Here is a 25,031-nt window from a genome sequence, read left to right as displayed (position 1 = left end):
TTGTTCGGTCCCCCCGATTCTACGGTCTGGAGCACACCGCGAATGTGCGGCATCGTCGGGCTCGTCGCCCAGAGTCCTGCCAACCAATCCATCTACGACGCTCTGCTCCTCCTGCAGCACCGAGGACAGGACTCGACCGGCATCGCCACGGTCGAGGGTCACATCCACCACATGCACAAGACGCGTGGACACGTGCGGGAGGCCTTCCACACGCGTGACATGCGGTCCCTGCTCGGCACGATGGGCCTCGGCCACGTGCGCTACGCCACGAAGGGCGCCGCGAGCAACGAGGAAGAGGCGCAGCCCTTCTACGTGAACGCGCCCTACGGCATCGTCCTCGTGCACAACGGCAACCTGACCAACACGCGGGAACTCACCCGCGAGCTGTTCGACATCGACCGCCGGCACCTCAACACGAGCTCCGACACCGAGCTGCTCGTCAACGTCCTCGCGCACGAGCTCCAGGGCCAGGTCCGCGGGAAGGACCTCGACCCGGGCCAGGTGTTCGACGCCGTCGAGCGCGTGCACGAGCGCGTCGAGGGCTCCTACGCCGCGATCGCGACGATCGCCGGGCACGGGCTGCTCGCCTTCCGCGACCCGTTCGGCATCCGCCCGCTCATCCTCGGGCACAAGTTCGACGAGGCCGGTCAGCCGGAGTGGGTCGTCGCGTCGGAGTCGCTCGTCCTCGAGTCCGGCGGCTACGAGATCGTCCGGGACATCGCCCCCGGCGAGGCCGTGTTCATCGAGATGAACGGCCAGATGCACGCCCGGCAGTGCGCGAAGAACCCGCGCCTCGTGCCCTGCTCGTTCGAGTACGTCTACCTCGCCCGCCCCGACTCGGTCATGAACGGCATCTCGGTGTACGACGCCCGACTCCGGCTCGGCAACCGCCTCGCGGACACCATCGAGCAGTACGCCCCGACCGGCGACATCGACGTGGTCATGCCGATCCCCGACTCGTCCCGACCCGCGGCCATGCAGGTGGCGCAGAAGCTCGGCATCGAGTACCGCGAGGGCTTCTACAAGAACCGCTACGTCGGTCGCACCTTCATCATGCCGGGGCAGGCGGAGCGCAAGCGGTCCGTGCGGCAGAAGCTCAACGCGATGTCGTCGGAGTTCAAGGGCAAGAACATCCTCATCGTCGACGACTCGATCGTGCGCGGCACGACGAGCAAGGAGATCGTCGAGATGGCCCGTGCCGCCGGCGCGAACGAGGTGACGTTCACGAGCGCGGCCCCGCCTGTCCGGTTCCCGCACGTCTACGGCATCAACATGCCCACGCGGGCGGAGCTCATCGCGCACGACCGGAAGATCCCGGAGATCAACCGGGTCCTCGGCAGCGACCACCTGATCTACCAGGAGATCGCCGACATGCGCGACGCGATCATCGAGGGCTCGGACGTCACCGACCTCGAGATGAGCTGCTTCACCGGCGAGTACGTCACGGGCACCGTGAGCCCCGAGTACCTGTCCTGGGTCGAGGCGAACCAGCTCAGCTAGGTCGCCCGACGCGACCGGCAGACGGACGGGAGGCCCGTGGCGACACCGCCACGGGCCTCCCGTCCGACCTGGGTCGCGTCAGCGACCGGCGACGTCGTCGCCGTGCTCCTCGATCTCGCCGTCGACCGTCTCCGGCGCGGGCTCGACGTCCACGCGCTCGGCGGTGAGCTCCGCCGCCCGCCGGGCGAACACGCGGTCGAGCACGACGGCGACCACGGCACCGACGAACGCGCCGATGGTCACGCCCCACAGCGAGAAGTACCCCACCAGGGAGCCGAAGCTCGCGGTCTCCTGCTGGTCGCCTCGGTCGATGTTCATCGTCGCCGAGACGACGACGAGCGTGACGAGGAACCCGACGACCGCGCCGCCGACGATGAAGACGCCGAACTTCGGCGCACGTCGGATCGTGACCGCGTCGGCGGTGGAGACGGCGTTCGGGGCCGGTCGTTCTTCGGGTCCGTCGGTGGTGCTCACCACCCCATTGTCCCCCACTGTGGGACGTGCTCCGGCCTGTGCGCAGAACGCGATACCGGGCAGGATGGACGGCACCGCACCGGCACCCCTGACGGTTGGCGGCGACCGGAGAGGCAGGTGACGGGCATGCGCGGACGCACGCAGCACGGCCGCGCCGAGCGCGGTCACCGTTCCGGTCCGCACCGACGGCCGCCCGCCCGGATCGCCTGGCCGATCGCCCGCCGGCACGAGGAGGACCGGGCCGTCGCGGTGGTCGCGGAGCACCGGTGGAGCGTCGCCCTCGTCGGCGCCCCCGGCCTCGGCAAGACGACCGCGGCGGAGCGGATCACCGACCGCGTCGCCGGGCGGGACGCGTCCGGTCGGACGCTCGTCGTCCCGATCACCGCGGTCGCCGCGGGCCGGTCGATGCCGTTCGATGCGGTTTCCGGCCACTTCGGCGAACTCCCGACGACCCTGGCCGAGCTCGCGGACGAGCACCAGGCCGAGGAGCGGCTCCGGTCCCTCGGCGGCGCGGACCGCGACGTGCTGCTCCGAGTGGACGACGCCGACCACCTCGACGCGATCTCCGCCCGGTACGTGGCGTGGCTCGTCCGGCACCAGGACGCCCGGCTCGTGCTCACCTGCCGCGACTTCACGGCGCTGCCGGAGCCGCTCCGTGCGCTCTGGCAGGACGACCTGCTCGAGCGCATCGACCTCGCCCCGCTCGACCTCCGTGAGACCTCGGACCTCATCGCGACGGCGCTCGGCGCCCAGCTCGAGAACGCCTCGGCCGAGCGCGTGCACCGGGCGACCGCCGGCAACCCGCTCTACGTCCGGGAGGTCGTGCGGGCCGCCTTGGCGTCCGGCGCCCTCGAGCAGACCGCGTCCGGCTGGTACTGGCGGGGCCGGGTCACCGCGTCGAACAGCCTCGCGGACATGTACCGGACGGAGCTCGGCACGCTCCCCGAGGACCTCCGCGACGTCGTCGACATCGTCGCCCTCGCGGACCCGATCCCGCTCCCCCGGCTCCTCGCGCTCGTCGCCGGCGGGGACATCGACCGGGTCGTCGCGCTCGGGCTCGTCCGGATGGACTCGACCGAGGACGGCACCGCGGTCGTCCGGCCGTCGCACCCGCTCGTGGGCGAGGTCGTCCGGGCACTCGTCCCGGTGGCCCGACGGACGATGCTGTTCGCGCGCGCCAACGCCTTCCGCACGGACCGGCCCGAGGGCGCCCCGCCGGCCGCACGGCTCCGGGCCACCCTCTGGTCGCTCGAGTGCGGCGTGCTGCCCGCGACCGAGGCGCTCCTCGACGCCGCCGAGGTCGCGGTCCGTCTGCAGGAGCTCGAGAGCGCCGTCGCCCTGACCTCGGCCGCACTCCGGACGTCGCTGCCGTGCACGCAGCGGATCGCGGCGCACGTGCTGCGGTCGCTGGCGCACTCCTACAGCGCCGGACGCGAGGCCGGCCGGGCGGACGCCGAGGCGGCGTGGGCGATCGCTCGGGACTCCGACGACGTCGAGGACGCCGCGGTCATCGAGGCGTGCGAGACGCTCGCGAACATCCGGCAGTTCCACGACGACGACGTGGACGCCGCCGTGGCCCTGACCGACCAGGCGGTGCGGCGCGTGGGGCCCGCAGCCGCCGAGCGCCTCCGTCTGCTGCGGCTCGCCCACCTCGGCTGGGCCGGGCGCTTCGCCGAGGTGCGCGCCGAGGTCGACGCCACCGGGATCGTCCACGCCCCGACCGTGCCGCTCGGTTTCCTCTGCCTCGCGCCGTGCGCCGTGATGGGACTCGCCACCGCCGGACGGCTCGACGACGCCGCCGCCCTCGGACGGAAGGCCCTGCAGACCGCCGTCGTGAACCTCGAGGACGCGCCGTGGAGCGTCGGCGAGATCGTCTCCGTGCTCCACCAGGTGCAGGTCTGGCGCGGGGACATCGCCGACCTCCTCACCGAGGTGCCGGTCCGCCGGTCGAGCCCGTACCTCATGTACGACTTCACCCTCGAGCTCATCGGGGACGGCAACCACGCGATCGGACAGCGGCGCTGGGACGACGCCATCGTCGCGTTCTCGGCGGCGTGCGAGCGCTACGACATCGCCGACCACGGCGGGTTCGCCGCGTACCCCTGGGCACGACTGGCGATGGCGTACGCCTACGCGGGTCGGCTCGAGGAGGCCGCGGCAGCGCTGGACCGTGCCCGGACGACGCCGCTCCGCGCGATGCGGATCACGGGCGAGCAGGTCGCGGTGTCGATCGCGTGGACGGAGTGGATCCTCGGCAACCCGGAGGGTCCGCGCCACATGGACGAGGTCATCGAGCGGTCGACGGCGGCCGGCTCGTGGACGCACGTCATGTACGGGCACACGCTGCACTACGCGATCGACCTGCAGGCTGGTCGCGACGACGGTCCCACGCTGGACCGGATGCGTGCCGCGGCGGAACGGGTGGACGGTCCGCTGGCGGGGGCGATCGTCGAGTACGCGGATGCGGTCCGTGCCCGCGACCGACCGCGGGTGATCGTCGCGCAGGGCGTCCTCGCCTCGCACGGGATGGCGGTGAGCGCCGGCCACACGAAGCCGCCGCTCACGAACCGCGAGTACGAGGTCGCCAAGCTCGCGGCGGAGGGGCTGAGCAACCGCCGCATCGCCGAGACGCTCGGCCTGTCGGTCCGCACGATCGACGCGCACCTGTCGCGGGTGTTCCAGAAGTGGGACCTGCACGCCCGGGCCGAGCTCGTCGAGCTGCTCTGAGCCGTCCGCTCGGATCGGCGTGCCCGGTCGGTACCGCCCGTCTTTCCGTTCGCGCGCCCGGCAGCAGGAGCGCTCACTTTGCGCGCATCTGTTGCGGGATGCAGCACGACTCGCCGGATGGTGCACACAGCTCGCCGAAAATCGCGTAGCGTGTGGGTGTCGCCGGGTTCGGACCCGTTCGGGTCGGGTCCGAATCCCGGCGACTTCCACGATAGGCAACCGGTTGCGCGGGGCACATCGGTAGGACCTACCTAATTCGCTTCGCCAGGCGAGCGATCTCCTCGGCCGGGTGTTCGTCCCCCGGGCTGACGCGCTCGGACCGCTCCTCGGGCCACCATCGTCGTGTGCCCTTCACCGTGAGCCACGCCGTCGTCGCGTTCGCCGCCCGCCGGACGCCGCTGCCCGTCGCCGCCGTCGCGGTCGGGTCGATGGCCCCGGACGCGGTCCTCTTCGTGCCGTTGCTGCCGCCGTACGCCGTGAGCCACTCGTGGACGGGCGTCGTCACCGTGGACCTCGCCGTCGCGCTCGTCCTGGTCGCGGTCTGGTGGTGGCTGGTCCGTCCCGCGTGGACGCGCGCCCTGCCCGCCCTCGCTGTCCGTGTCCCCACGGGGTGGACGACCCGACCGCGATCGTCGGCACGGGGGGTCGCCGCCACGCTCGTCGGGTGCGTGCTCGGGAGCGTCACGCACGTGCTCTGGGACGCTTGCTCGCACCGCGACGGGTGGGTCGTGGAGGCTGTCCCGGTGCTGCGGGGGAGCGTCGCCGGCCACCCGGTGTGGGCGCTCGTGCAGGACGGCTCCAGTGCGCTCGGCCTCCTCGCGCTGCTCGTCGTCCCCGCGGTGTGGTGGGGCCGGTCGCGTCCCGAGGGCGATCGGCGCGTCCCGGCAGGTGGCCGCACCGGCCGGGAGGCACGACTCACCGCCGACACGGGTGTCGCCGCCGTCGTGCTGGTCACCGCTGGACGCTGCGGGGCCGTCGCCCTCGCGGGCGGAGGCGCGGGTGCGGTCCTCGTGGCCGCGGCCTTCACGGTCCCGCCGGTGGTCGCCGTGGTGCTCGTGGTCGGTGCGGTCGTGCTCGAGGTGGTCCGCCGGTCGCACGGCTCGGTGGACCTCACGACCGCAGGGTGACCGCGCCGGCGTGGATCAGCCGGCGAGGCGGACGGGGAGGAACTCCGTGAGGTCCGCGCGCGAGCCGGAGGCGCTCACCCGGGCGGCCTCGACCGCTTCGTCCCACCGGAGCGTGCCGGTCGCCAGCGCGATCCACGTCGCGGCGTCGGTCTCGACCACGTTCGGCGGGGTGCCGCGGGTGTGCCGCGGCCCGGGGATCGCCTGGACCGCCGCGTACGGCGGGACGCGGACCTCCACGCTGTTGCCCGGCACGTCCTCCGCGAGGCGCTGCAGCGTCCACCGCACGGCGGTGGCGACGTCCGCCCGCGCCGTGCTGCCGCCCTGCACCGCCGCGAGCGCGGACCGCCCGTCCCCGTCGTCGATCGTCCTGCGCGGCATGCCCACAGGCTAGCGACCCGTGCGGTGCGAGGAATCGCACACCGTGCGGCGCCTCAGACCTCGCACGGAGCGTGGAACCTCGCACCGAGCGGCCGCGGAACACCCGCATCGCAACGCGGGCACGAGGCTCGGTAGGGTGATCGGGTGCGAATCCTCGTCCTCGGTTCCGGTGCCCGCGAGCACGCCATCGTCACGGCCCTCCTCGCGGAGCAGGCGGGGCACGTCATCACCGTCGCGCCCGGCAACGCCGGCATCGCCGCCGACGTCGAGACCGTCTCGATCGACCCGACGAACGGCGCGCTGGTCGCCGACTACGCCATCGAGAACGACGTCGAGCTCGTCGTCGTCGGACCCGAGGCGCCGCTCATCGCCGGCGTCGCCGACCCGGTCCGCACGCGCGGCATCCCGGTGTTCGGCCCGGGGAAGGCCGCCGCGCAGCTCGAGGGCTCGAAGGCGTTCGCGAAGCGGATCATGGCCGAGGCGGGCGTCCCGACCGGCCGCCCGGTGTACGCGGGCACGGTCGACGAGGCCGTCGCCGCGCTCGACGAGCTCGGCGCCCCGTACGTCGTGAAGGCCGACGGGCTCGCGGCCGGCAAGGGCGTCCTGGTGACCGAGGACCGTCGGGCCGCGATCGACCACGCCACGTACTGGCTGCAGCACGGGCACGTCGTGGTCGAGGAGTTCCTCGACGGCGAGGAGGTCTCGCTGTTCTTCCTGAGCGACGGGCACGACGTCCGCCCGCTCAGTCCCGCGCAGGACTACAAGCGCCTCGGCGACGGGGACACCGGGCCGAACACGGGCGGCATGGGCGCCTACTCGCCGCTGCCCTGGCTCACCGACCGCTGGGGATCGGAGCAGGCCTTCGTGGCCGAGGTCACCGACCTCGTCGCGCTCCCGACCGTCCGTCGCCTCGAGCACGAGGGCACGCCCTTCGTCGGGCTGCTCTACTGCGGGCTCATCGTCACCGAGCAGGGCGTCCGCGTCATCGAGTTCAACGCGCGCTTCGGCGACCCGGAGACCCAGGTGGTGCTCCCCCGCCTCGCGACACCGCTGAGCGGACTCATGCTCGCCGCCGCCACCGGCCGCCTCGGCTCGGTCCCCGCGCCCGAGTTCCGGGACGACGCCGCCGTCACCGTCGTGCTCGCGAGCGAGGGCTACCCGGAGAACCCGAAGACCGGGCGTCGGATCACCGGGATCGACGCGGCCGGCGCCCGGCCGGGCGTCTCGGTGGCCCACGCCGCCACCGGCCTCCTCGACGGCGAGCTCGTCGCCACCGGCGGCCGCGTCCTCAGCGTCGTCGCGACCGGGGCGGACTTCGCCGAAGCACGCGACCGCGCGTACGCCGGCCTGCACGACATCACGCTCGAGGGCGCGCAGTTCCGCACCGACATCGCCGCGAAGGTCGCGCGGTGACCGCCGCGGTCCCGGTCGTCCCGGGCTGGCGGCACGTCTCGTCGGGCAAGGTCCGCGAGCTGTACGTGCCGAGCGGCACCGACGCCGTCGCGAGCGCCACCGAACTCCTGCTCGTCGCATCCGACCGCGTCAGCGCCTACGACTTCGCGCTCGAACCGCCGATCCCCGGCAAGGGCGAGCTGCTGACCCGGCTGTCCCGGTTCTGGTTCGACCGGCTGTCGGACGTCCCGAACCACATCCTGCCCGCCACCAGCGGCGGTACCCCCGTGCCCGCCGAGGTCGCTCCGCGGTCGATGCACGTGATGCCGCTCGCGATGTTCCCGGTCGAGTGCGTCGTCCGCGGCTACCTGGTCGGCAGCGGCTGGGCTGAGTACCAGGAGTCCGGCAGCGTCTGCGGTGTGGCGCTCCCCGCCGGCCTCGCGAACGGCGACCGGCTGCCCGAGCCGATCTACACGCCCGCGTACAAGGCGCCCCAGGGTGAGCACGACGAGAACATCTCGTTCGAGCAGACCGTCGAGCTCGTCGGTCGGGACGACGCCGAGGTGCTGCGCGACCTGTCGCTCCGGGTGTACTCCGAGGCCGCCGCGATCGCGCTCGAGCACGGCGTGGTCATCGCCGACACGAAGTTCGAGTTCGGCCGCGACGCCGACGGTGTGGTCCGCATCGCGGACGAGGTCCTCACGAGCGACTCCAGCCGCTACTGGGACGCCCGCTCCGGGAACCGGACCGAGTCGTTCGACAAGCAGATCGTGCGCGACTGGCTCAGCGCGAACTGGGACCGGCAGGGCACCCCGCCGGTGCTACCGGACACGATCGTGGAGCGCACCGCGGCGCGCTACCGCGAGCTCATCGAGCGCCTCGGCGCCTGACGCAGCCGGCACGCGAGCACCGGTCGACGCCGGAGCGCCGGTGAGGGTTCAGGCGTCCCGCGCGACGACCACGACGGTGAGGTCGTCGCCGGGGTCGTGCTCGGCTGCCCGCGCGCGGACCCGGGCCAGGAAGTCCTCGATGTCCGCCGCCTCCCGGTAGAGGTGTCCCAGACGGGACAGCGAGGCGAGGGTCGAGTCCCACAGCTCGAGCGCGCCGTCGCTGACCAGGACGAGGACGTCGCCGGCGCCGAGGTCGAGCGAGCCCGGGGTCCGTCCGAGCCCCGCCGGGTGGAGGCCCAGCGGGAGGTCGAAGGACCGCAGCACGGCTTCCGACCCGTCCACCCGCAGGTGCAGCACGAGACCGTGCCCGGCGTCGGTGAAGTCGAGGCGGCCGGTCGCGGGCGCGAGCCGCCCGTGGAAGAGCGTGGCGAACGACTCGGCTCGGCCCAGGTCCGGTGTGATCTGCGCCTCGAGGCCCGCGACAGCGACGTCGGGGCGGTCGTCGCCGCGGGCGAGCAGCGCGCCGCGGATGTTCGCCGCGAGGAGTCCGGCCGACATCCCCTTGCCCATGACGTCGGCGAGGGTCACCACGAGGTCGTCCCCCGAGCGGTGCCACTCGTGCAGGTCGCCGGACACGACACCGTGCGGGATGCTCATCCCGGCGATCCGGTACCCGGGCAGGGCGACCGCGGCCGGTTCGAGTCCGGCGAGCACGGCGCGCAGCCGGTCCTCGTCGGCACCGGCGGCGAGTTCGCGCTCGGCCCACACGCCGAGCTCCTCGAGCAGCGCGAGGTCGTCGTCGCTCAGGGTGCGCGGCACCTGGTCGACGAGGCACAGCGTCCCGACCTTGACCTCGTCGTCCCCGAGCCGCAGCGGCACGCCCGCGTAGAACCGGACGTTCGGGTCGTCGACGACCATCGGCATGTCGGCGTAGCGCGTGTCGGCGGTGGCGTCCTCGACGACGACGGGACCGGTCTCGCCGAGGGTGCGTCCGCAGAAGGTGTCCTGCAGCGGGATCGTCGGACCGAAGTGCTGGTCGCTCTGCTGCGACTTGATCGTGAGCACGGACTCCCCCGCCAGGTTCAGGAACGAGCCGGTGACGCCGAACGCCTCGCGCGCGATGCGGGTGATGCGCTCGAAGCGCGCCTCCGGACCGCCTTCGACGACGTCGAGCGCGGCGAGGAGCGCGGCCCTCCGGGCCTCCGGGGAGGCGTGGGCGATCGACGACGAGGTGGTGAGGCTCATGCTGACCACGGTAACCCCGCTGACGGCGACCGGCGCGTACCCACAACGGAGGACAGGACCCCCGTTCGGAGGGTCGGGCCGGCCCGACCGTGACGATCGTCACGGTGACGTCGTGACGGACGGCAGCGGAGCCGGCGGCCGATCGGCGCGACAGTGGTGGCATGAACAGCACAGGACACCAGGACGACGCGGTCATCGAACTGCGCGGTCTCCACAAGCGCTTCGGCGCGGTGCACGCCGTCGAGGGCGTCGACCTCACGGTCCGGCGCGGCGAGGTCGTCGCGCTCCTGGGACCGAACGGCGCCGGCAAGACCACCACGGTCGACCTGGCCCTCGGGCTCACCACCCCCGGCTCCGGCGAGGTCCGGCTCTTCGGCGACGATCCCCGCCGAGCCGTCGTCGACGGCCGGGTCGGCGCGATGCTGCAGGGCGGTGCGCTCCTTCCGGACATGACCGTCCGGGACGTGGTCGCCCTCGTCGGCGCAGCGCACCGGATGCCGATGCCCGTCGACGAGGCCCTGCGCCGCGCACGCTGCTCCGAGATCGCCGGCCGCCGGGTCGCCAAGCTCTCCGGCGGGCAGCTGCAGCGGGCCCGCTTCGCGGTCGCCGTCGTCTCCGACCCCGAACTCCTCGTGCTCGACGAGCCGACCGCGGCGATGGACGTCGAGGCACGGCACACCTTCTGGGCGTCGATGCGCGAGTTCACCGACGCCGGCCGGACGGTGGTCTTCGCCACCCACCACCTCGACGAGGCCGACACCTTCGCGGACCGCATCGTCATCATGCGGTCCGGCCGGGTCGTCGCCGACGGCACGCCGACCGAGGTCAAGGCCATCGCGTCGAGCCGGACGGTCCGCTTCGACGGGGTCGGCCCCGACGGACACCCCGCGCTCCGCGCCCTGCCGGGCGTCACCGGCCTGGAGGCACGACACGGCTCCGTCACGCTGCGCACCGACCGCAGTGACGACACGCTCCGTGCACTGCTCACCACGTTCCCCGAGGTGCACGACGTCCAGGTGGTCGCCTCGACCATGGACGACGCCTTCCTCGCCATCACCGCCGACCCGCAGGAGGTCTCCGCATGACCAGCACGACCGCGACCACCAACGTCGCCACGGCTCCCGACCGTCCCCGCACCAGCCCGACCGTCCGCGGCCGTCTGCCGTTCCGGTACGTGGCGCTCGAGACCGTCCGACAGCTCCGCAACGTCAAGGCGATGGTGTTCACCTTCGCGATCCCGGTGGTCATGCTCCTCGTGTTCGGCGCCGCCTACGGCTCCCAGGTCGACCAGGCGACCGGGCTCCGATACCTGACCGTCACCACGCTGCAGATGGCGTCGTACGGCGCGATGATGGCCGCGCTCGGCCAGGCCTTCGCGATCGTCACCGAACGCTCGATCGGGTGGAACCGCCAGCTCCGCGTCACGCCGCTGTCCGGCTGGGGCTTCATGGTGTCGAAGCTGATCGCCGCGATGGCCTTCGCCGCCGTGTCGATCGGGATCACGGTCACCGTGTCCGTCGTCGCCCTGCACGCGTCGCTCGACGCCGGGCACTGGCTCGCGGCGGCGGTCGGGATCTGGTGTGGCGTCGTCCCCTTCGCGCTCATCGCGATCCTCATCGGGCAGTTCGCGGGGCCGTCCTTCGCCCAGCCGCTGTTCATGGTCGTGTTCATGGGCCTCGCGATCCTCGGCGGCCTCTGGGTCCCGCTGTCGGTGATGCCGACCTGGATGGGGTCGGTCGCGCACCTGCTGCCGTCGTACTGGCTCAACCGGATCGGCCAGATGGGGGCGGGCGCCACCGGGAGCACCGGCATGCTCGAGCCCGCGCTCGTCCTGACCGGCTGGGCGGTCGCCCTCGCCGCGGTCATCGTGTGGCGGTACCGCCGCGACGCGGCGCGCCGGTAGTGCGCGACGCCGAGACCGGCGGCGCGGCGACCGGTGCCCCTACGCTGACCGACATGACCGACTCCCGCACCCGCCCCGTCGCCGCGAGCGACGGGGCGGGCGCGCGCCGTGCCTCCCGGCCGTCGCCCCGCTCGTTCCCGTGGGCCGTCCCGCCCGGCGCGACCGAGGACGTGATCCGCGCCGGCCGGCGCCGCTGGTACGGCGGCGCCGTGTTCGCGCTGCTCTGGCAGGTGCTCGAACTCGTCGCCGTCTGGAACGACGGCCGGTCGGTCGAGGCGCACGTCTGGTCGACGCTCGCGCTGTTCGTCCTCTACGCGGCGTACCTCTTCGCCCCCGAGCTGATGTGGCGCAGCGGGATGTGGACCCGTGTCCTGGTGCTCGCCGGGATCGCGACCCTCGCCGGACTGCTCCTGCTCGCCGTCGGGCCCCTCGCCGTCTGGACCTGGCTGCTCGTCGCCGCGCTCACCGGCTTCGTCGCCGAACGGGCCTGGATCGCCGGCGTGGGCGTCCTCTCCGTCATCGCCGCGCAACTCGTCGTCGCGGGGACGCTCGGATGGGACGAGGCCGTGGGCACCGGCCTGCTGTTCGCGCCGATCGTGACGGTCTCGGTCGGGGCGTCGATGCTGTTCTTCGGTCGGCAGCGCGAGGCGGAGGACCGGCTCGACGTCGCGCAGGACGAACTCACGCGGCTCGCCGTCGTCGAGGAACGAGCCCGGTTCTCCCGCGACCTGCACGACGTGCTCGGGCACTCGCTCACCGTCGTCGCGATGAAGTCCGAGCTCGCCGTCCGGCTCGTCGACGTCGACCCCGCCCGGGCCAGGTCCGAGATGCTGGACGTGGAGCGACTGTCCCGCGAGGCCCTGCAGGGTCTGCGGCAGGCGGTCGGCGGGTACCGGGAGGCCGACCTCGATGCCGAGCTGGTGTCGGCCCGTGCGGCGCTGGCGGCCGCTGAGGTCGACGCGGACCTGCCGGCCGACGGTGCCGCGGCGGCCCGGGACGTCCGGAGCCTCTTCGCCTGGGTGCTGCGGGAGGGCGTGACGAACGTCGTCCGGCACGCGGCCGCGACCCGGGTGCGGGTGACGCTGACCCGGTCGACACTGACGATCGAGGACGACGGGACCGGGGACGTCGCGGGCGCCGGTACCGTACCCGGGTTCCCGTCCGTCGGCGGCAACGGGCTCCGGGGGCTGCGCGAGCGGGCCGACGCGGTGGGTGCGACCGTCGCCACCGGCACGAGCGACCTCGGCGGTTTCCTGCTGCGCGTCGAACGGAAGGGCCGACGATGACCGACACGATCCGGGTGCTGCTCGCCGACGACCAGGCCCTCGTCCGCGGTGCCCTCGCCTCGCTGCTGTCCCTCGAGCCCGACATCGAGGTCGTCGCGCAGGTGGCTCGTGGGGACGGCGTCGTCGAGGCGGCACGCTCGGCAGGCGCCGTCGTCGCCCTGCTCGACGTCGAGATGCCCGGTGCCGACGGACTGACCGCGGCCGCCGCGCTCGCCCGGGAGCTCCCCGCCTGCCGATCGCTCATCGTGACGACCTTCGGGCGGCCCGGGTACCTCCGGCGAGCCCTCGAGTCCGGCGCGTCGGGGTTCGTCGTGAAGGACACGCCAGCGGAACAGCTCGCCGACGCCGTCCGTCGGGTCGCGGGCGGGTTCCGGGTCGTCGATCCCGTCCTCGCCGCGGAGTCGCTCGCCGCCGGCCCCTCGCCGCTGACCCGGCGGGAGACCGACGTGCTCATCGCCTTCCGCACGAACCCGACGGTGGCCGGGGTGGCCGCCGCCCTGCACCTGTCGGAGGGCACCGTCCGGAACCACCTCTCCGCGGCCATCGGGAAGACGACCGCCCGGAACGCCACCGAGGCGCTCCGGGTGGCGGCGGACAACGGGTGGCTCCTCGGGACGGCGTAACCTGGGCCGGTGCTCCGCCCCCGCCGTTCCCTCCCCGTGCTCCTCCTCGGGATCACCGCATCGCTGACCCTCACGGGGTGCGGCGCACACGACTCCACGGGGCAGATCGCCGTCACGGTGTCGGAGAACGCCGCCGACCACCCCTACGAGGTGAAGGTGTACGCGGCCACGGGGAAGCTCTCGGAGCACCAGCGGGTGTTCCCCGGCGGGACCGCGTCGTTCGCCGGGGTGCCGCTCGGCTCGGTCACGGTCCGGGCCGGGGACCTCTGCCCCGAGCGTGCAACGGTGACCGACGGGTCGGTCGCCGACGTGACGCTCACGACCACGGGGTGCTGAGCCGGCGGGTGACGACCGGGTCGTGGTGTGGCGGTACGGCGTGACCGGAACGCGGGCTCAGCGACGACCCCGACCCCGACCCCGCTCGAGCGTCTCGTGGGGCTGCTCCCCGAACCGTGCCCGGTAGCTCGCAGCGAACCGCCCGAGATGCGCGAAGTGCCACCGGTGTGCCACGTCGTGCACCGTGACGACCCCGCTCCGACGCACGATCAGCTCCAGGTGCACCCGGTCCAGCCGGACCTCGCGCAGGTAGCGGGTCGGTGTCACGCCGAACCGGCGGCGGAAGAGGTCCTGGAGACCCCGCTCGCTCAGCCCGCACGCGTCGGCGACGTCCGCGACCGTGATGGGGTCGCGTGCGTGCTCGTCCACGAACGCGACCGCTCGCCGCATCCGCTGCTCGACGTCCGTCCTGGCGCGGGTGTAGGTCGACAGGACGACCGTGGCGACGCGGTGCTTCAGCGCCCGGAGGTGCTCCTCGGGCAGGGCGGGGTCGAGCAGTCGGTCGACGACGTCCCGGAGGAGCGCCCGGAGCGGGTCGAGCCGGTTGTCCGTCGGGTCCGGCTGCACGAACCGGTGCGGTTCGTCGGTGTCACCGAGCAGCGACGGTGCGACGTGCAGGAGCGTCATGTGCGTGGCGTCGGTGTCGAAGCCGTAGGCCGCCGGTGCCGAGAGCACCATCGGCTGGCCGGGGCGGACGTCCCACCGGGCGCCGTCCTCGGCGGTCACCGTCGCGTGCCCGTCCGCGAGCCAGAACACGACGTGGTCGGGCCGGGGGCCGATCGTCCCCGACTGCGGCCCGTCCGTGCGGATCCGGTGGACCCACAGCTCGTCGTCACCGGACCGCAGTTCGAACCACCCGTCGTCCGTCGGCATGCGAGCACGGTACTCCGCTGCTCCGGGCGGAGCGACTCCCCCGGAGGAGGTCGTCAGCGGGTGGGGTGGTCCGGGACGGCATCCCAGTCGTCGCCGTACCGCGACAGCACCGTCCACCGGGACACCGGCCAGGTGGTGACGAACGCGCGGCCGACGACGTCGTCCACGGGGACCGAACCGTGCGCCCGGCTGTCCGCGGACTCGTAGCGGTTGTCGCCCATCACCCAGAGGTGCCCCTTCGGCACCGTGACGTCGAAGTCCGTGCCGGAGACCCGGTCGGAGCCCGGCTCCAGGACGACGTAGGGCTCGTCGACCTCCTTGCCGTTGACCGACAGCCGGCCGTCGGTCCCGCAGCAGGACACCCGGTCGCCCGGCAGCCCGATGACGCGCTTGATGAGGTCGTCGCCCTGGCCGGTGCCCAGCCAGCCACCCGGGTCGGTGAAGACCACGACGTCGCCGCGCCGCACCGGGACCAGCCCGGGGACGAGTTCGTTGACGAGCACGCGGTCGCCGACGAGCAGGGTGTCCTCCATCGACTCGGAGGGGATGTAGAACGACCGGACCAGGAACGTCTTCACCAGGAACGACGCGATCAACGCCGCCACGATGATGATCGCCAGGTCGCGGATGAACCGCCAGCCACCCCGCTGCTTCGTCCCGCCCGAGGTCGTCTCGTCACTCAATGCGTCAGCACCACCTTCACGAGTCCGATCACGAACGCGACCGCGGCGAGCACGATGCCGCCCCAGAGCCCCAGGAACGTCGGACGCGTCCCCGAGAACCGCTGCATGAACACCCCGACGAGCCCGATGCGGACGACGAGGATGACGACCGCCGCGACCTGCGCCCACACGGACGGCAGCCACCCGACCCACGCCGCGGCGTAGAGCACGGCGGGGATGAGCCCGGAGGTCGCGATCGGGTTCGCGTTCCGGACGATCACGACCGCGCTCTCGCGACGGGCGACGTCGTCCGCACCCCGGTCGGCGCCGATGCCGTGGGCGACCAGGTGGGCGAGCACGTGCGCGAGGTAGGTCAGCACCGCCGTGGCGAGCACGGTGAGGACGGCCGCCCCGCGCTCGATCTGCTCGGGGTCGACGGCGATCGCGGCGCTGAGCACGGTGATGTTGCCGTAGATGTACGACGACATGCGGTCACGGACGTGCTCGGCGGGGAGGTCGCGCGGGTCCGGACGTCGTGGCATCCGTCCATCATGGCCTCCCGGTGGTGCCCTCCGCCGACAGGACACCGAGTGCGATGCGATCGTCATCCATTTGGTTGACGCGTCAACCAAATGGATGGACACTGGTGGCATGCACACCCAGGACCTCCTCGCCGCCGACACCGGCATGGGCGCGGTCACCCTCCGCGTGGCCGACCTCGACCGGATGACGGCGTTCTACACGGAGGGCGTCCGGCTCAGCGTCGTCTCCTCGTCGCCCGGACGCACGGTCCTCGGCCGCGGGTCGGTGCCGATCGTCGTGCTCGAGCATGCCCCGGAACTCCGGCACGCCGGCGCGCACGAGGCCGGGCTGTTCCACACCGCGGTCCTCTTCGACACGCGTGCCGACCTCGCGGCCGCGCTGTACTCCGTCGCCACGCGGTACCCGCAGTCGTTCACGGGCAGCGCCGACCACCTCGTGAGCAACGCCTTCTACTGCACGGACCCCGAGGGCAACGGCGTCGAGCTCTACTGGGACCGCGACCGGTCCGGATGGTCGTGGACGCACGGCATGGTCGACATGGCCACGATCGCGCTCGACCCGAACGCGTTCCTCCAGGAGCACCTCACGCAGGAGGCACTCGACGGTGCCACGGCCCGTCCGGGGCGGGTCGGGCACGTGCACCTGTCGGTCGGGGACGTCGCCACGGCCAAGACGTTCTACGTCGATCGACTCGGCTTCGCCACGACCGCGGGGTGGGGCGAGGCGCTGTTCGTCTCCGCCGGCGGCTACCACCACCACATGGCGATGAACACGTGGAACTCCCGGGGCGCGGGGCGTCGCCAGCTCGCACTCGGGCTCGGCCTCGTCCGCATCGAGGTACCGGCGCTCGACGACCTGGGCTCCCTGACCGAACGGATGCGGGACCACGGCCTGCAGCTCGCAGACGACGGCAGGACGGTCGCGTTCGAGGATCCGTGGGCGAACCGCATCGAGGTGACGGCGCCCGGACGCGGCTGAACCCCGCCGGCTGCCCCTCCGGCAGGATGGTCGGGTGACTGACGACATCCGCTGGGAGGTGGTCGAGGAGAGTGCGCTGACGCTCGCCGACCACGAGGCGATCACGGCGCTGCTCGCGCAGGCCTTCCCGGACTGGTCGCACTGGTTCCTCGGGAGCCGCAGCTGGAGCGGCATGCAACCGGAGCGCCGCGTGCTCGCCCGGGACGCCGACGGCGTCGTCCTCGCCCACGTCGGGGTACGACGCATGTTCATCAGCGTCGGCAGCGAGGACGTCCTCGTCGGCGACACCGGCCTGGTCGCGGTCTCGCCACGACTGCAAGGAGCCGGCATGGGCCGCGACCTCCTCGAACGCGCCCGGAGCGTGCTCGAGGGACTCGACGTCCCGTTCGGCTTCCTCGGCGCCGGCGAGGACCGCGTGCCGTTCTACGCGAACCTCGGCTGGCACCACCTCGACGAGGTCGTGACCGACTACACCGCCTTCACCGCGGAGGGCGCGGGCATGCCGATGACCGAACAGGGCGGCTGGATGGTGCTGCCCGTCGCGTCACCCCTCGAGGACTGGCCGGCCGGTCCGGTCCGCCTGAACGCCCAGCAGGTCTGAACGCGACCAGACGACGGACGGGAGGCACGGTGCCAGCTGGCACCGTGCCTCCCGTCCGTCAGGTGGCGGGGTGGGGCTCACGCCCCTCCGCTGACCGGGCTACGCCTCGACCGCGACCTTCTCCGGGTCCTCGTTGGAACCCGGCGCGCTCGGCGCGACAGCGGCGCGCACGCGCGCGCCGAGGTCCGCGTCGACGTTCGTCCAGTAGACGAACACGCGCTCGCGCAGGTCGTCGCGGGTCACCTTCGAGACGTGCCCGGCGATGTTGCCGACCAGGCGCTCACGGGCGGCGTCGTCGAGGACCTCGCGGTACAGCGTGCCGGCCTGGCCGAAGTCGTCGTCCTCCGGGTGCAGGGTCGCCGCGGAGCGCTGCAGCGCGCCGTCGGACTCCCGGCCCGGCACGTCGTCGGTCGCCTGCGCGTCGGCGTGCGCACCACCGAGCGAGTTCGGCGCGTACACCGGCACCTCGGCCTTCTGGAAGTCGAAGCGCATCGCGCCGTCCTTCGAGTACGAGTGCACCTCGTTCTTCGGCGCGTTCACCGGCAGCTGCGCGTGGTTCGTGCCGACGCGGTAGCGGTGTGCGTCCGCGTAGCTGAAGATGCGCGCGAGGAGCATCTTGTCGGGGCTGGCCGCGATGCCCGGGACGAAGTTCGACGGCGCGAAGGTCGCCTGCTCGATCTGCGCGAAGTAGTTCTCCGGGTTGCGGTTGAGCTCGAGCTCGCCGACCTCGATGAGCGGGTAGTCGGCGTGCGGCCAGACCTTCGTCAGGTCGAACGGGTTGAAGCGGTAGGACTCGGCGTCCGCGTAGGGCATGACCTGCACCTTGAGCGTCCACTTCGGGAAGTCCTCGCGCTCGATGGCGGCGTGGAGGTCACGGATGTGGAAGTCGGCGTCCTCACCGGCGATGCGGTCGGCGTCCTCCTGCGTGAGGGTCTTGTGGCCCTGCTGGGTGATGAAGTGGTACTTCACCCAGAAGCGCTCGCCGTCGGCGTTGATCCACTGGTACGTGTGCGAGCCGAAGCCGTCCATCTCACGCCACGACGCCGGGAGGCCACGGTCGCCCATGAGCCACGTGACCTGGTGGGCGGACTCGGGCGAGAGCGTCCAGAAGTCCCACTGCATGTCGTGGTCGCGGAGGTGCGAACCCGGCAGGCGCTTCTGCGAGCGGATGAAGTCCGGGAACTTGATGCCGTCGCGGATGAAGAAGACGGGGGTGTTGTTGCCGACGAGGTCGTAGTTGCCCTCTTCGGTGTAGAACTTCAGTGCGAAGCCGCGGGGGTCGCGCCAGGTGTCCGGGGAGCCCTGCTCGCCGGCGACGCTCGAGAAGCGGGCGAGCACCTCGGTCTGCTTGCCCGGCTGGAGGAACGCGGCGCGGGTGTAGCGGCTCACGTCGTGGGTGACGGTGAGGGTACCGAAGGCGCCGCCGCCCTTGGCGTGGACGACGCGCTCCGGCACGCGCTCACGGTTGAACTGGGCGAGCTTCTCGACGAGGTAGTGGTCGTGCAGGGCGAGGGGCCCGTCGGCGCCGACCCCCATCGAGTGCTGGTCGCTGGAGACGGGCGCTCCGCTGTTGGTCGTGGTGGTGGGGGTGCCGGCGGGCTTGCCGGTCGTGTTCTGGTCGGACACGGTTCCTCCTCGGAACGTTGGTTCGGTCAGGGATGCTCGGGGTTGCTCGTGGTCCCGGTTCGGTGCCGGGAGAGGGATCGACTGCGGCGGTCGCGCCGGGCGCGTCAGACGACTGCGCCGGGGGTCGCGGGTGCTCCCGCGGGGGTCGCGGGGGCCGCGGGTGCTCCGCCGGGGGCCGCAGGGGCCGCGGGTGCTCCGGCGGGGGTCGCGTCCTCGCGCTCCGCTGCGGCGCATCGGTCGCAGATCCCCCAGTAGGTGACCTCGGCCGTGGTGACCGCGAAGCCGTGCGTCTCGGACGGCGTCAGGCACGGAGCGTGCCCGACGGCGCAGTCGACGTCCTCGATCGCGCCGCACATGGTGCAGACGATGTGGTGGTGGTTGTCCCCGGTCCGCCGCTCGTACCGCGCCGGACTGCCGGCTGGCTCGATCCGGCGCACGAGCCCGACCCCGGTCAGCGCGGCGAGGACGCCGTACACGGCCTGGTGGCTCGTCGTCGGGAGCTCGGCGGCGAGGGCGGTGACGATGTCGTCCGCGGTCGCGTGGGGCATGGATCCGGTGGCGCGGAGGACGGCCAACCGCGGTGTGGTGACCCGCAGGCCCGCGGTGCGGAGCAGCTCTGCGTCTTCCATCGGGGCCCTTCTCTTGCAGTGATCAAGACAACGGGTTCACCCTAGCACCAGGCACCGGGCCTTCGAGCCCATGTCGGCGCGGTGCCGTCGCATGCCGGACGCGGCATGTGAGGGGTCACGAAACGGCCGCGATCTGCTGGAGCTCCGCTGGGACGGCCGCAGCGCCGGGTACCGTCCCAGCATGTCCTCGCAGCAGAGCGTGCCGGAGCAGGCACACACAGCACGGGACGTCCGGGGGATCATCGCGCAGCGCGACCTGGTCGTCGACCTCATCCGGACCGCGTGCGTCGTCCTCGTCGTCTTCGTCCACGTGACGATGGTCGGGGTCGGGACCGCCGACGGGATCGAGGTGACGAGCCCGCTCCAGGAGCTCGCCTGGTACGTGCCGGCGACCTGGGTCGGGCAGGTCATGCCGCTCTTCTTCGTCGTCGGCGGGTTCGCCAGCATCGTCGGGTGGCGGAGCACGGTGACGCGGGGCGGCGGCGCGCGCGACTACTGGTCGACCCGCCTCGTCCGTCTGTTCCGCCCCGCCGTCCCGCTGTTCGTCGTGCTCGCGCTCGGACTGGGGATCGCGACGGCGCTGGGGACGCCGCCGGGGCTCCTGGCGGAGGTCGCGTTCGGCATCGGCTCCCCGCTCTGGTTCCTCGCGGCGTACGGCATCACGCAGTGCTGCGTCCCCCTCATGGTCCGCCTGCACGAACGGGCGCCGTGGAGGACGCTGGCCGTGCTGCTCGGCGCGGCCGTCCTCGTCGACACCGTTCGCCTGGCGACGGGCGTCGCGGAGGTCGGGCTGCTCAACCTCGGCCCGGTCTGGCTGTTCGCCCAGCAGCTCGGGTTCCTCTGGGCCGACGGCTGGTTCGCGCGGCGATCGCGCCTGCTCCTCGCCGTGGTCGCCGTCGCCGCGTACGTGGTCCTCGTGCCCCTGACATCGATCGGGCTCTGGGCACCCGACATGCTCCAGGACCTCAACCCGCCGATGGTGCCGCTCGCGTTCCTCGCGATCGCGCAGGCGTGTCTCGTCCAGCTGGTCCACCGGCCGCTGGCGTCCCTGATGCGGACGCGCGGCGCCCAGGCGGTCGTCTTCGTGCTCGGGCGCGACGGCATGGCGGTCTACCTCTGGTACCTGCCGCTCTTCATCGCGCTCAACGGGGTCGCCCTGCTCGTCGGGGTGCCGTTCCCGGAGCCGGGCGGCGCGCTGTGGTGGGCCACGCGACCCCTCGCGCTCGTCCTCCTGCTCGGCGCCGCGATCGTGGTCGCCCGGGCGCTCCGATCCTTCGATCGGCCACTCCCCCGGCTCGTCCCCGGAGCCGACCGGCCCGCGTGGCCGGTGCTCGTCGTGGCGGCGCTGTGCACGGTCGGACCGGCCTTCGCGGTCATGCAGCTGCACCTCTCCTTCCCGGTCGCCGTCACGGGCGCGGTGCTCGTCCCGATCGGGGTGTGGCTGCTCACCCGGACGACCCCGGCGCGGGGCGTGACCCGGATCTGAACCGGTTCTCACGGACGCGGGACCTCGGTGCCCCTGCCGGGGGCGGAGGATGGCTCCTGCAGCACGAGCACCAGGAGGCACCCCACGCCGTCGACACCCGAGTTCTGGTCCACGTGGCGCTTCGACCCCCTGGCGGCCGCGATGATCCTCGTCGGTGCCGTCGCCTACGGGTGGTGGTCGGTCGGTGCCGCCCGACGCGGCGCGCGCTGGCCGTGGTGGCAGACACTCGCGTTCGTGGCCGCGCTCCTGCTCTTCGGGGTCCTGCAGTTCGGGATCGTCGGCGTCTACGCCGAACGGCTCCGGTGGGCGTTCGTCCTCCGGCTCGCCCTCCTCTTCTTCGCCGTGCCGACGTTCGCGGCGCTGGCCGCTCCGGTCTCCCTGCTCCGGACGGGAGGCCCGGATCGCCTCGCGCGCGCCGCCACCGCCGCCCTCGGGTCGCGCCCGGTCCGGGTCCTCGGCAACGCGATCGTCTCGCCGCTGATCGCCCTCGCGATGTTCTGCGTCCTCCTCACGCCACTGTCGGCCGCGATCAGGACGTCGCCGGTCTGGGCGGTCGCCATCACGGTGTTCGTGCCGGTGCTCGGCTTCGGGTTGCTCGCGCCCCTGGCCGAACCGGGCATCCTGCGGTCGTCGACGTTCGTGACGGCGGAGTTCCTGCTCGCCTTCGTGGAGCTCATGCTCGATGCCGTCCCGGGCATCGTGCTGCGGATCACGAACCACGTGCTCGACGGAGCGACGACGACGCTCGTGGGGAAGGCCTGGTACCCGTCACCGCTCCAGGACCAGCACCTCGCCGGTGACCTGCTGTGGTTCATCGCCGAGGTCGCGGACATCCCCGTGCTGATCTCGCTGTTCGTGCGGTGGCAGCGGACGGACCGTCGGGAGGCCCGGGTGGTCGACGACCTCAGCGACGAGGAGATGGACGCCCTCACCCGGGCGCACCTCGAGCGCCGCGGGTATCGGTCGCGGGTGCGTCGGGCGGCGGGCCGGGCGGGCGCGGCGGGCGTCGGGCGCGGCGGGCGTCGGGCGGCGGGCGTCGGGCGCCGATGTGGAACGACGTCCCCGTCGTCGTACGACAACGGGGACGTCGTTCCAGGGCAACCCGGGCCGTGCCCGACGGCCTAGGCGTCCGCGTGCCGCCCGTGGTGGTCGGTCGCCGCGAGTTCGGCCTCCGGGGTCTCCGGTGCCGGCGCGGCAGCGTGCACCCCGCGTCGATCGCCGGGAGCCGACTCGTGCGCCGCTGCGGCCGAGCCCTGCGTCGCCACGGCCCCGGTCTGCTGCCACGCGACGGTCTGCTTCGGCTTCGCCAGGAACAGTGCCGCGACGATGCCGACCAGCAGCACCAGTGCCGGCAGCGCGAGCGACTGCCCCATGGCCGTCGAGAACGGCTGCTGCAGGAACGCGGGCAGCGCGCCGACCTGCTGCTCGGCACCGCCGGCGCTCGTCCCACCGGTGGACGCCGGGAAGTTCGCCGTGATCCGGGCCTCGATCAGCGCGGCGATGCCGGCCGAGCCGAGCACCGCGCCGATCTGCCGCGTGGTGTTGTAGACGCCGGAGCCGGCGCCCGCGAGCTTCGGCGGCAGGTTCCGCGTGGCCGAGACCGACAGCGGACCCCACATGCAGGCGTTGGCGAGGCCGAGGAGCGTCGACGGCAGGAGCACCCAGCCCCACGCGGCACCCGAGGCGAGCAGCGAGCCGAACCAGAACAGCGCGCCCGAGAAGCACGCGAGTCCGAACGCGGCGACCCAGCGGAGGCTCCACCGGTTGAGGTTCTTGCCCACGAGCGGCGCGAGCCCGGCGGACAGGACGGCCTGCGGGACGAGCAGCAGCGCGGCCTGGGTCGGGCTGAACGTGAGGACGTCCTGCGCCCACAGCATGATGGGGAGCGCGAACGACGAGATCGCGACGCCCACCGAGGTGATGGCGATGTTCGCGAGCGTGAAGTTGCGGTCCTTGAAGAGGCCGAGCGGGAGCAGCGGCTCACCCTTCTGCACGCCCTGCCAGACCACGAACCCCGCGAGGACGACGACGCCGGCAACGATGAGTGACCACACCGAGATCGGCCCGGTGATGGTGCCCCAGTCGTAGGTCTCGCCCTCCTGGATGCCGAACACGAGCAGGAACATGCCGAGCGCGCTCAATACGATGCCGAGGTAGTCGAACCGGTGTCCGTGCCGCTCGAACGACGGGACGAACCGCTGCGCGAGCACGAACGCGACGACGCCGACCGGCACGTTGACGAAGAAGATCCACTCCCAGCCGAAGCCGTCCACGAGCAGGCCGCCGACGATCGGCCCGACGAGCGAGGCAACACCGGCGACGGCACCCCACAGCCCCATCGCCGCGCCGCGGTTCTGCGGCGGGAAGATGCGCGTGATCACGGCCATGGTCTGCGGGGTCATCATCGCGGCGCCCAGCCCCTGCACGACGCGGGCGAGGATGAGGACCTCGATCGACCCGGCGAGACCGCACCAGAGGCTCGACAGCGTGAACACGACCAGACCGATCTGGTAGAGCGCCTTCGGGCCGAAGCGGTCACCGAGCCGCCCGGTGATGAGCAGCGGCACGGCGTAGGCGAGCAGGTACGCGCTCGTCACCCAGATCACCGCGTTGATGTCCGCGTGCAGCTTCGCGGCGATGGTGGGGGTGGCGACCGACACGATGGTCGAGTCGACGAGGATCATGAAGAAGCCGACGACCAGGGCCCACAGGGCGGGCCACGGCTTCTTTTCGGCGGTTGTCATCGAGAGCGTTCCTTGTCGTGGTGGGGGTCTGCGGAGTTCGGCGGGACGGCCGGGCCGTCCCAGGGGACGTCGCCGCGTTCGATGCGGTCGGCGGTCGCCGTGAGCCACTCGATCTGCGCGGCGAGCATGGCACGGACGTACGACACGTCGAGCCAGTAGCGGTCTGCCAGGCGCTTGGCCTGGAGGCCCGTGGCGGCCTCGTCGTACACGTCGCGTTCCACGGCGAGTGCGTCGGCGCGTGCCCGCAGGGCGGTCACCGCATCCGCGGCGCTCAGGTTGTCGACGTGCGAGACGGCGAGCTGGAACTCCGGGTACTCGTCGGCCGGCTCCGCGATCATGCGCCGGAGTCCGTCCTCGAGCGCCGCGCGCCCGTGGTCGGTGATCGCGTAGGTGGTGCGTTCCGGGCGGTTGCCCTCGCGCGCCGTGCCGAGCGCCTCGGCGTAGCCGAGGTCGACGAGGCGACCGATCTGGTGGTACAGCGTGCCGGGCCGGACCTTCACGTTCTGGTCCTCGCGACGCTGCAGCATCGTCTGGAACATCTCGTACGGGTGCATGGGCGCTTCGGCGAGGAGCCCGAGCGCCGCGAACGCGAGCGGTGTGAGCGACGCCATCCGTGCCTCCAGTCCGGTGTTCGAATGCGACTATTCGACTTGGAATATACGCTCCCGAACACTTCTCCACAAGCGGTCGGGCGCGTCGAGCCCGCCGCCTAGACTGGTCTCGTCCCACCCATCCCCGAAGTGCTGGAGTGAACACGTGCCAACGATCGTCGTCGAGGTCATGCCCAAGGCCGAGATCCTCGACCCCCAGGGCAAGGCGGTGGGCAACGCGCTCGCCCGTCTCGGCAAGGCCGACCTGACCAACGTCCGCATCGGCAAGCGCTTCGAGGTGGCCGTCGACGGCCCGGTCGACGACGCGAAGCTCGCCGAGGTCCGCGCGATCGCGGCCGACGTCTTCTCGAACGCCGTGATCGAGGACGTCGTCTCGGTCAGCGTCGAGGGCCAGTGA

25 protein-coding genes are annotated in these 25,031 nt (G+C 72.6%); 15 read left to right on the top strand and 10 right to left on the bottom strand.

Features of this window, described 5'->3' with window-relative positions; translation table 11 throughout:
- Positions 1-42 precede the first annotated feature (42 nt).
- Positions 43-1,500 carry an amidophosphoribosyltransferase gene (gene purF, locus IEY20_RS11920; protein WP_188889165.1) on the top strand — a complete coding sequence of 486 codons (1,458 nt, stop codon included), beginning with the start codon at positions 43-45 and terminating at the stop codon, positions 1,498-1,500.
- A 78-nt stretch (positions 1,501-1,578) separates the two neighbouring features.
- On the opposite strand, the gene IEY20_RS11915 is transcribed toward purF, so the two are convergent.
- The gene (locus IEY20_RS11915) at positions 1,579-1,974 is read right to left on the bottom strand and encodes a hypothetical protein (RefSeq protein ID WP_148286313.1); all 396 of its coding nucleotides are present in this window, start codon (positions 1,972-1,974) and stop codon (positions 1,579-1,581) included.
- A gap of 126 nt (positions 1,975-2,100) precedes the next feature.
- Between IEY20_RS11915 and IEY20_RS11910 the strand changes: the two genes are divergently transcribed.
- Positions 2,101-4,701, top strand: a complete 2,601-nt coding sequence (locus IEY20_RS11910; protein WP_188889163.1) for a helix-turn-helix transcriptional regulator — start codon at positions 2,101-2,103, stop codon at positions 4,699-4,701.
- A 344-nt stretch (positions 4,702-5,045) separates the two neighbouring features.
- Positions 5,046-5,828 carry a DUF4184 family protein gene (locus IEY20_RS11905; protein ID WP_175328741.1) on the top strand — a complete coding sequence of 261 codons (783 nt, stop codon included), beginning with the start codon at positions 5,046-5,048 and terminating at the stop codon, positions 5,826-5,828.
- A gap of 15 nt (positions 5,829-5,843) precedes the next feature.
- Here IEY20_RS11905 and IEY20_RS11900 read toward each other — a convergent pair whose 3' ends face one another.
- Positions 5,844-6,206, bottom strand: a complete 363-nt coding sequence (locus IEY20_RS11900) for a sterol carrier family protein (protein ID WP_175328742.1) — start codon at positions 6,204-6,206, stop codon at positions 5,844-5,846.
- Between the two features lie 144 nt (positions 6,207-6,350).
- Between IEY20_RS11900 and purD the strand changes: the two genes are divergently transcribed.
- Both purD and IEY20_RS11890 read left to right on the top strand, forming a co-directional pair.
- On the top strand, positions 6,351-7,619 hold the full coding sequence (purD, locus tag IEY20_RS11895; RefSeq protein WP_175328743.1) for a phosphoribosylamine--glycine ligase: 1,269 nt from the start codon (positions 6,351-6,353) through the stop codon (positions 7,617-7,619).
- Positions 7,616-8,488 (top strand): phosphoribosylaminoimidazolesuccinocarboxamide synthase, encoded by an 873-nt coding sequence (locus IEY20_RS11890; RefSeq protein ID WP_188889161.1) that lies wholly within the window; start codon positions 7,616-7,618, stop codon positions 8,486-8,488. The genes purD and IEY20_RS11890 overlap by 4 nt, the downstream gene beginning before the upstream one ends.
- Before the next feature lie 48 nt (positions 8,489-8,536).
- On the opposite strand, the gene IEY20_RS11885 is transcribed toward IEY20_RS11890, so the two are convergent.
- Complete coding sequence (locus tag IEY20_RS11885; protein WP_175328744.1) at positions 8,537-9,733, bottom strand: PP2C family protein-serine/threonine phosphatase; 1,197 nt, start codon at positions 9,731-9,733, stop codon at positions 8,537-8,539.
- A 161-nt stretch (positions 9,734-9,894) separates the two neighbouring features.
- Between IEY20_RS11885 and IEY20_RS11880 the strand changes: the two genes are divergently transcribed.
- Genes IEY20_RS11880 through IEY20_RS11860 form a run of 5 tightly spaced genes read left to right on the top strand, consistent with a single transcriptional unit; the run spans position 9,895 to position 13,881 of the window.
- Positions 9,895-10,818 (top strand): ABC transporter ATP-binding protein, encoded by a 924-nt coding sequence (locus IEY20_RS11880; protein WP_175328745.1) that lies wholly within the window; start codon positions 9,895-9,897, stop codon positions 10,816-10,818.
- Positions 10,815-11,636, top strand: a complete 822-nt coding sequence (locus tag IEY20_RS11875) for an ABC transporter permease (protein ID WP_229728026.1) — start codon at positions 10,815-10,817, stop codon at positions 11,634-11,636. Before IEY20_RS11880 ends, IEY20_RS11875 begins: the two co-directional genes overlap by 4 nt.
- 53 nt (positions 11,637-11,689) lie before the next feature.
- A complete protein-coding gene (locus tag IEY20_RS11870) occupies positions 11,690-12,922 on the top strand; it encodes a sensor histidine kinase (RefSeq protein WP_188889159.1) in 1,233 nt (410 codons plus the stop codon).
- On the top strand, positions 12,919-13,545 hold the full coding sequence (locus IEY20_RS11865; RefSeq protein ID WP_175328747.1) for a response regulator transcription factor: 627 nt from the start codon (positions 12,919-12,921) through the stop codon (positions 13,543-13,545). The genes IEY20_RS11870 and IEY20_RS11865 overlap by 4 nt, the downstream gene beginning before the upstream one ends.
- Before the next feature lie 9 nt (positions 13,546-13,554).
- Positions 13,555-13,881 carry a hypothetical protein gene (locus IEY20_RS11860; protein WP_148286083.1) on the top strand — a complete coding sequence of 109 codons (327 nt, stop codon included), beginning with the start codon at positions 13,555-13,557 and terminating at the stop codon, positions 13,879-13,881.
- A gap of 57 nt (positions 13,882-13,938) precedes the next feature.
- On the opposite strand, the gene IEY20_RS11855 is transcribed toward IEY20_RS11860, so the two are convergent.
- From IEY20_RS11855 to IEY20_RS11845, 3 genes are read right to left on the bottom strand one after another with little or no spacing between them, the layout of a single operon-like run.
- Complete coding sequence (locus IEY20_RS11855; protein WP_175328748.1) at positions 13,939-14,754, bottom strand: helix-turn-helix transcriptional regulator; 816 nt, start codon at positions 14,752-14,754, stop codon at positions 13,939-13,941.
- A 53-nt stretch (positions 14,755-14,807) separates the two neighbouring features.
- Positions 14,808-15,437 (bottom strand): signal peptidase I, encoded by a 630-nt coding sequence (gene lepB, locus IEY20_RS11850; RefSeq protein WP_175328749.1) that lies wholly within the window; start codon positions 15,435-15,437, stop codon positions 14,808-14,810.
- Positions 15,434-15,958, bottom strand: a complete 525-nt coding sequence (locus IEY20_RS11845) for a hypothetical protein (RefSeq protein ID WP_175328750.1) — start codon at positions 15,956-15,958, stop codon at positions 15,434-15,436. The genes lepB and IEY20_RS11845 overlap by 4 nt, the downstream gene beginning before the upstream one ends.
- 109 nt (positions 15,959-16,067) lie before the next feature.
- Here IEY20_RS11845 and IEY20_RS11840 point away from each other — a divergent pair, with 109 nt between their 5' ends.
- On the top strand, positions 16,068-16,937 hold the full coding sequence (locus IEY20_RS11840; RefSeq protein ID WP_022902826.1) for a VOC family protein: 870 nt from the start codon (positions 16,068-16,070) through the stop codon (positions 16,935-16,937).
- A gap of 34 nt (positions 16,938-16,971) precedes the next feature.
- Positions 16,972-17,538 (top strand): GNAT family N-acetyltransferase, encoded by a 567-nt coding sequence (locus tag IEY20_RS11835; RefSeq protein WP_175328751.1) that lies wholly within the window; start codon positions 16,972-16,974, stop codon positions 17,536-17,538.
- Positions 17,539-17,637: 99 nt separating this feature from the next.
- Here IEY20_RS11835 and IEY20_RS11830 read toward each other — a convergent pair whose 3' ends face one another.
- Positions 17,638-19,164, bottom strand: coding sequence for a catalase (locus tag IEY20_RS11830; protein ID WP_175328752.1), 1,527 nt, complete (start codon positions 19,162-19,164; stop codon positions 17,638-17,640).
- Positions 19,165-19,268: 104 nt separating this feature from the next.
- Positions 19,269-19,793: a Fur family transcriptional regulator gene (locus tag IEY20_RS11825; RefSeq protein WP_229728025.1), complete on the bottom strand. Its 525-nt coding sequence runs from the start codon at positions 19,791-19,793 to the stop codon at positions 19,269-19,271.
- Between the two features lie 181 nt (positions 19,794-19,974).
- Between IEY20_RS11825 and IEY20_RS11820 the strand changes: the two genes are divergently transcribed.
- Complete coding sequence (locus tag IEY20_RS11820; RefSeq protein ID WP_175328753.1) at positions 19,975-21,279, top strand: acyltransferase family protein; 1,305 nt, start codon at positions 19,975-19,977, stop codon at positions 21,277-21,279.
- 141 nt (positions 21,280-21,420) lie between these two features.
- Complete coding sequence (locus tag IEY20_RS11815) at positions 21,421-22,404, top strand: cytochrome c oxidase assembly protein (protein WP_175328754.1); 984 nt, start codon at positions 21,421-21,423, stop codon at positions 22,402-22,404.
- Here the strand turns inward: IEY20_RS11815 and IEY20_RS11810 are convergent.
- Both IEY20_RS11810 and IEY20_RS11805 read right to left on the bottom strand, forming a co-directional pair.
- Entirely contained in the window at positions 22,401-24,023 is a 1,623-nt protein-coding gene (locus tag IEY20_RS11810; RefSeq protein ID WP_229728024.1) for a DHA2 family efflux MFS transporter permease subunit, read from the bottom strand. The two genes, IEY20_RS11815 and IEY20_RS11810, sit on opposite strands and share 4 nt — an antisense overlap.
- Complete coding sequence (locus tag IEY20_RS11805) at positions 24,020-24,634, bottom strand: PadR family transcriptional regulator (RefSeq protein WP_175328755.1); 615 nt, start codon at positions 24,632-24,634, stop codon at positions 24,020-24,022. Before IEY20_RS11805 ends, IEY20_RS11810 begins: the two co-directional genes overlap by 4 nt.
- Positions 24,635-24,779: 145 nt before the next feature.
- Between IEY20_RS11805 and IEY20_RS11800 the strand changes: the two genes are divergently transcribed.
- Positions 24,780-25,031 carry a phosphoribosylformylglycinamidine synthase subunit PurS gene (locus IEY20_RS11800; protein ID WP_022904799.1) on the top strand — a complete coding sequence of 84 codons (252 nt, stop codon included), beginning with the start codon at positions 24,780-24,782 and terminating at the stop codon, positions 25,029-25,031.

Source organism: Curtobacterium luteum, from assembly GCF_014646995.1.
In the GTDB taxonomy this organism is placed as follows: Bacteria; Actinomycetota; Actinomycetes; order Actinomycetales; family Microbacteriaceae; genus Curtobacterium; species Curtobacterium luteum.
The sequence above is the reverse complement of the archived record's forward strand: the minus strand, read 5'-3'. Positions and strand labels throughout refer to the sequence as shown.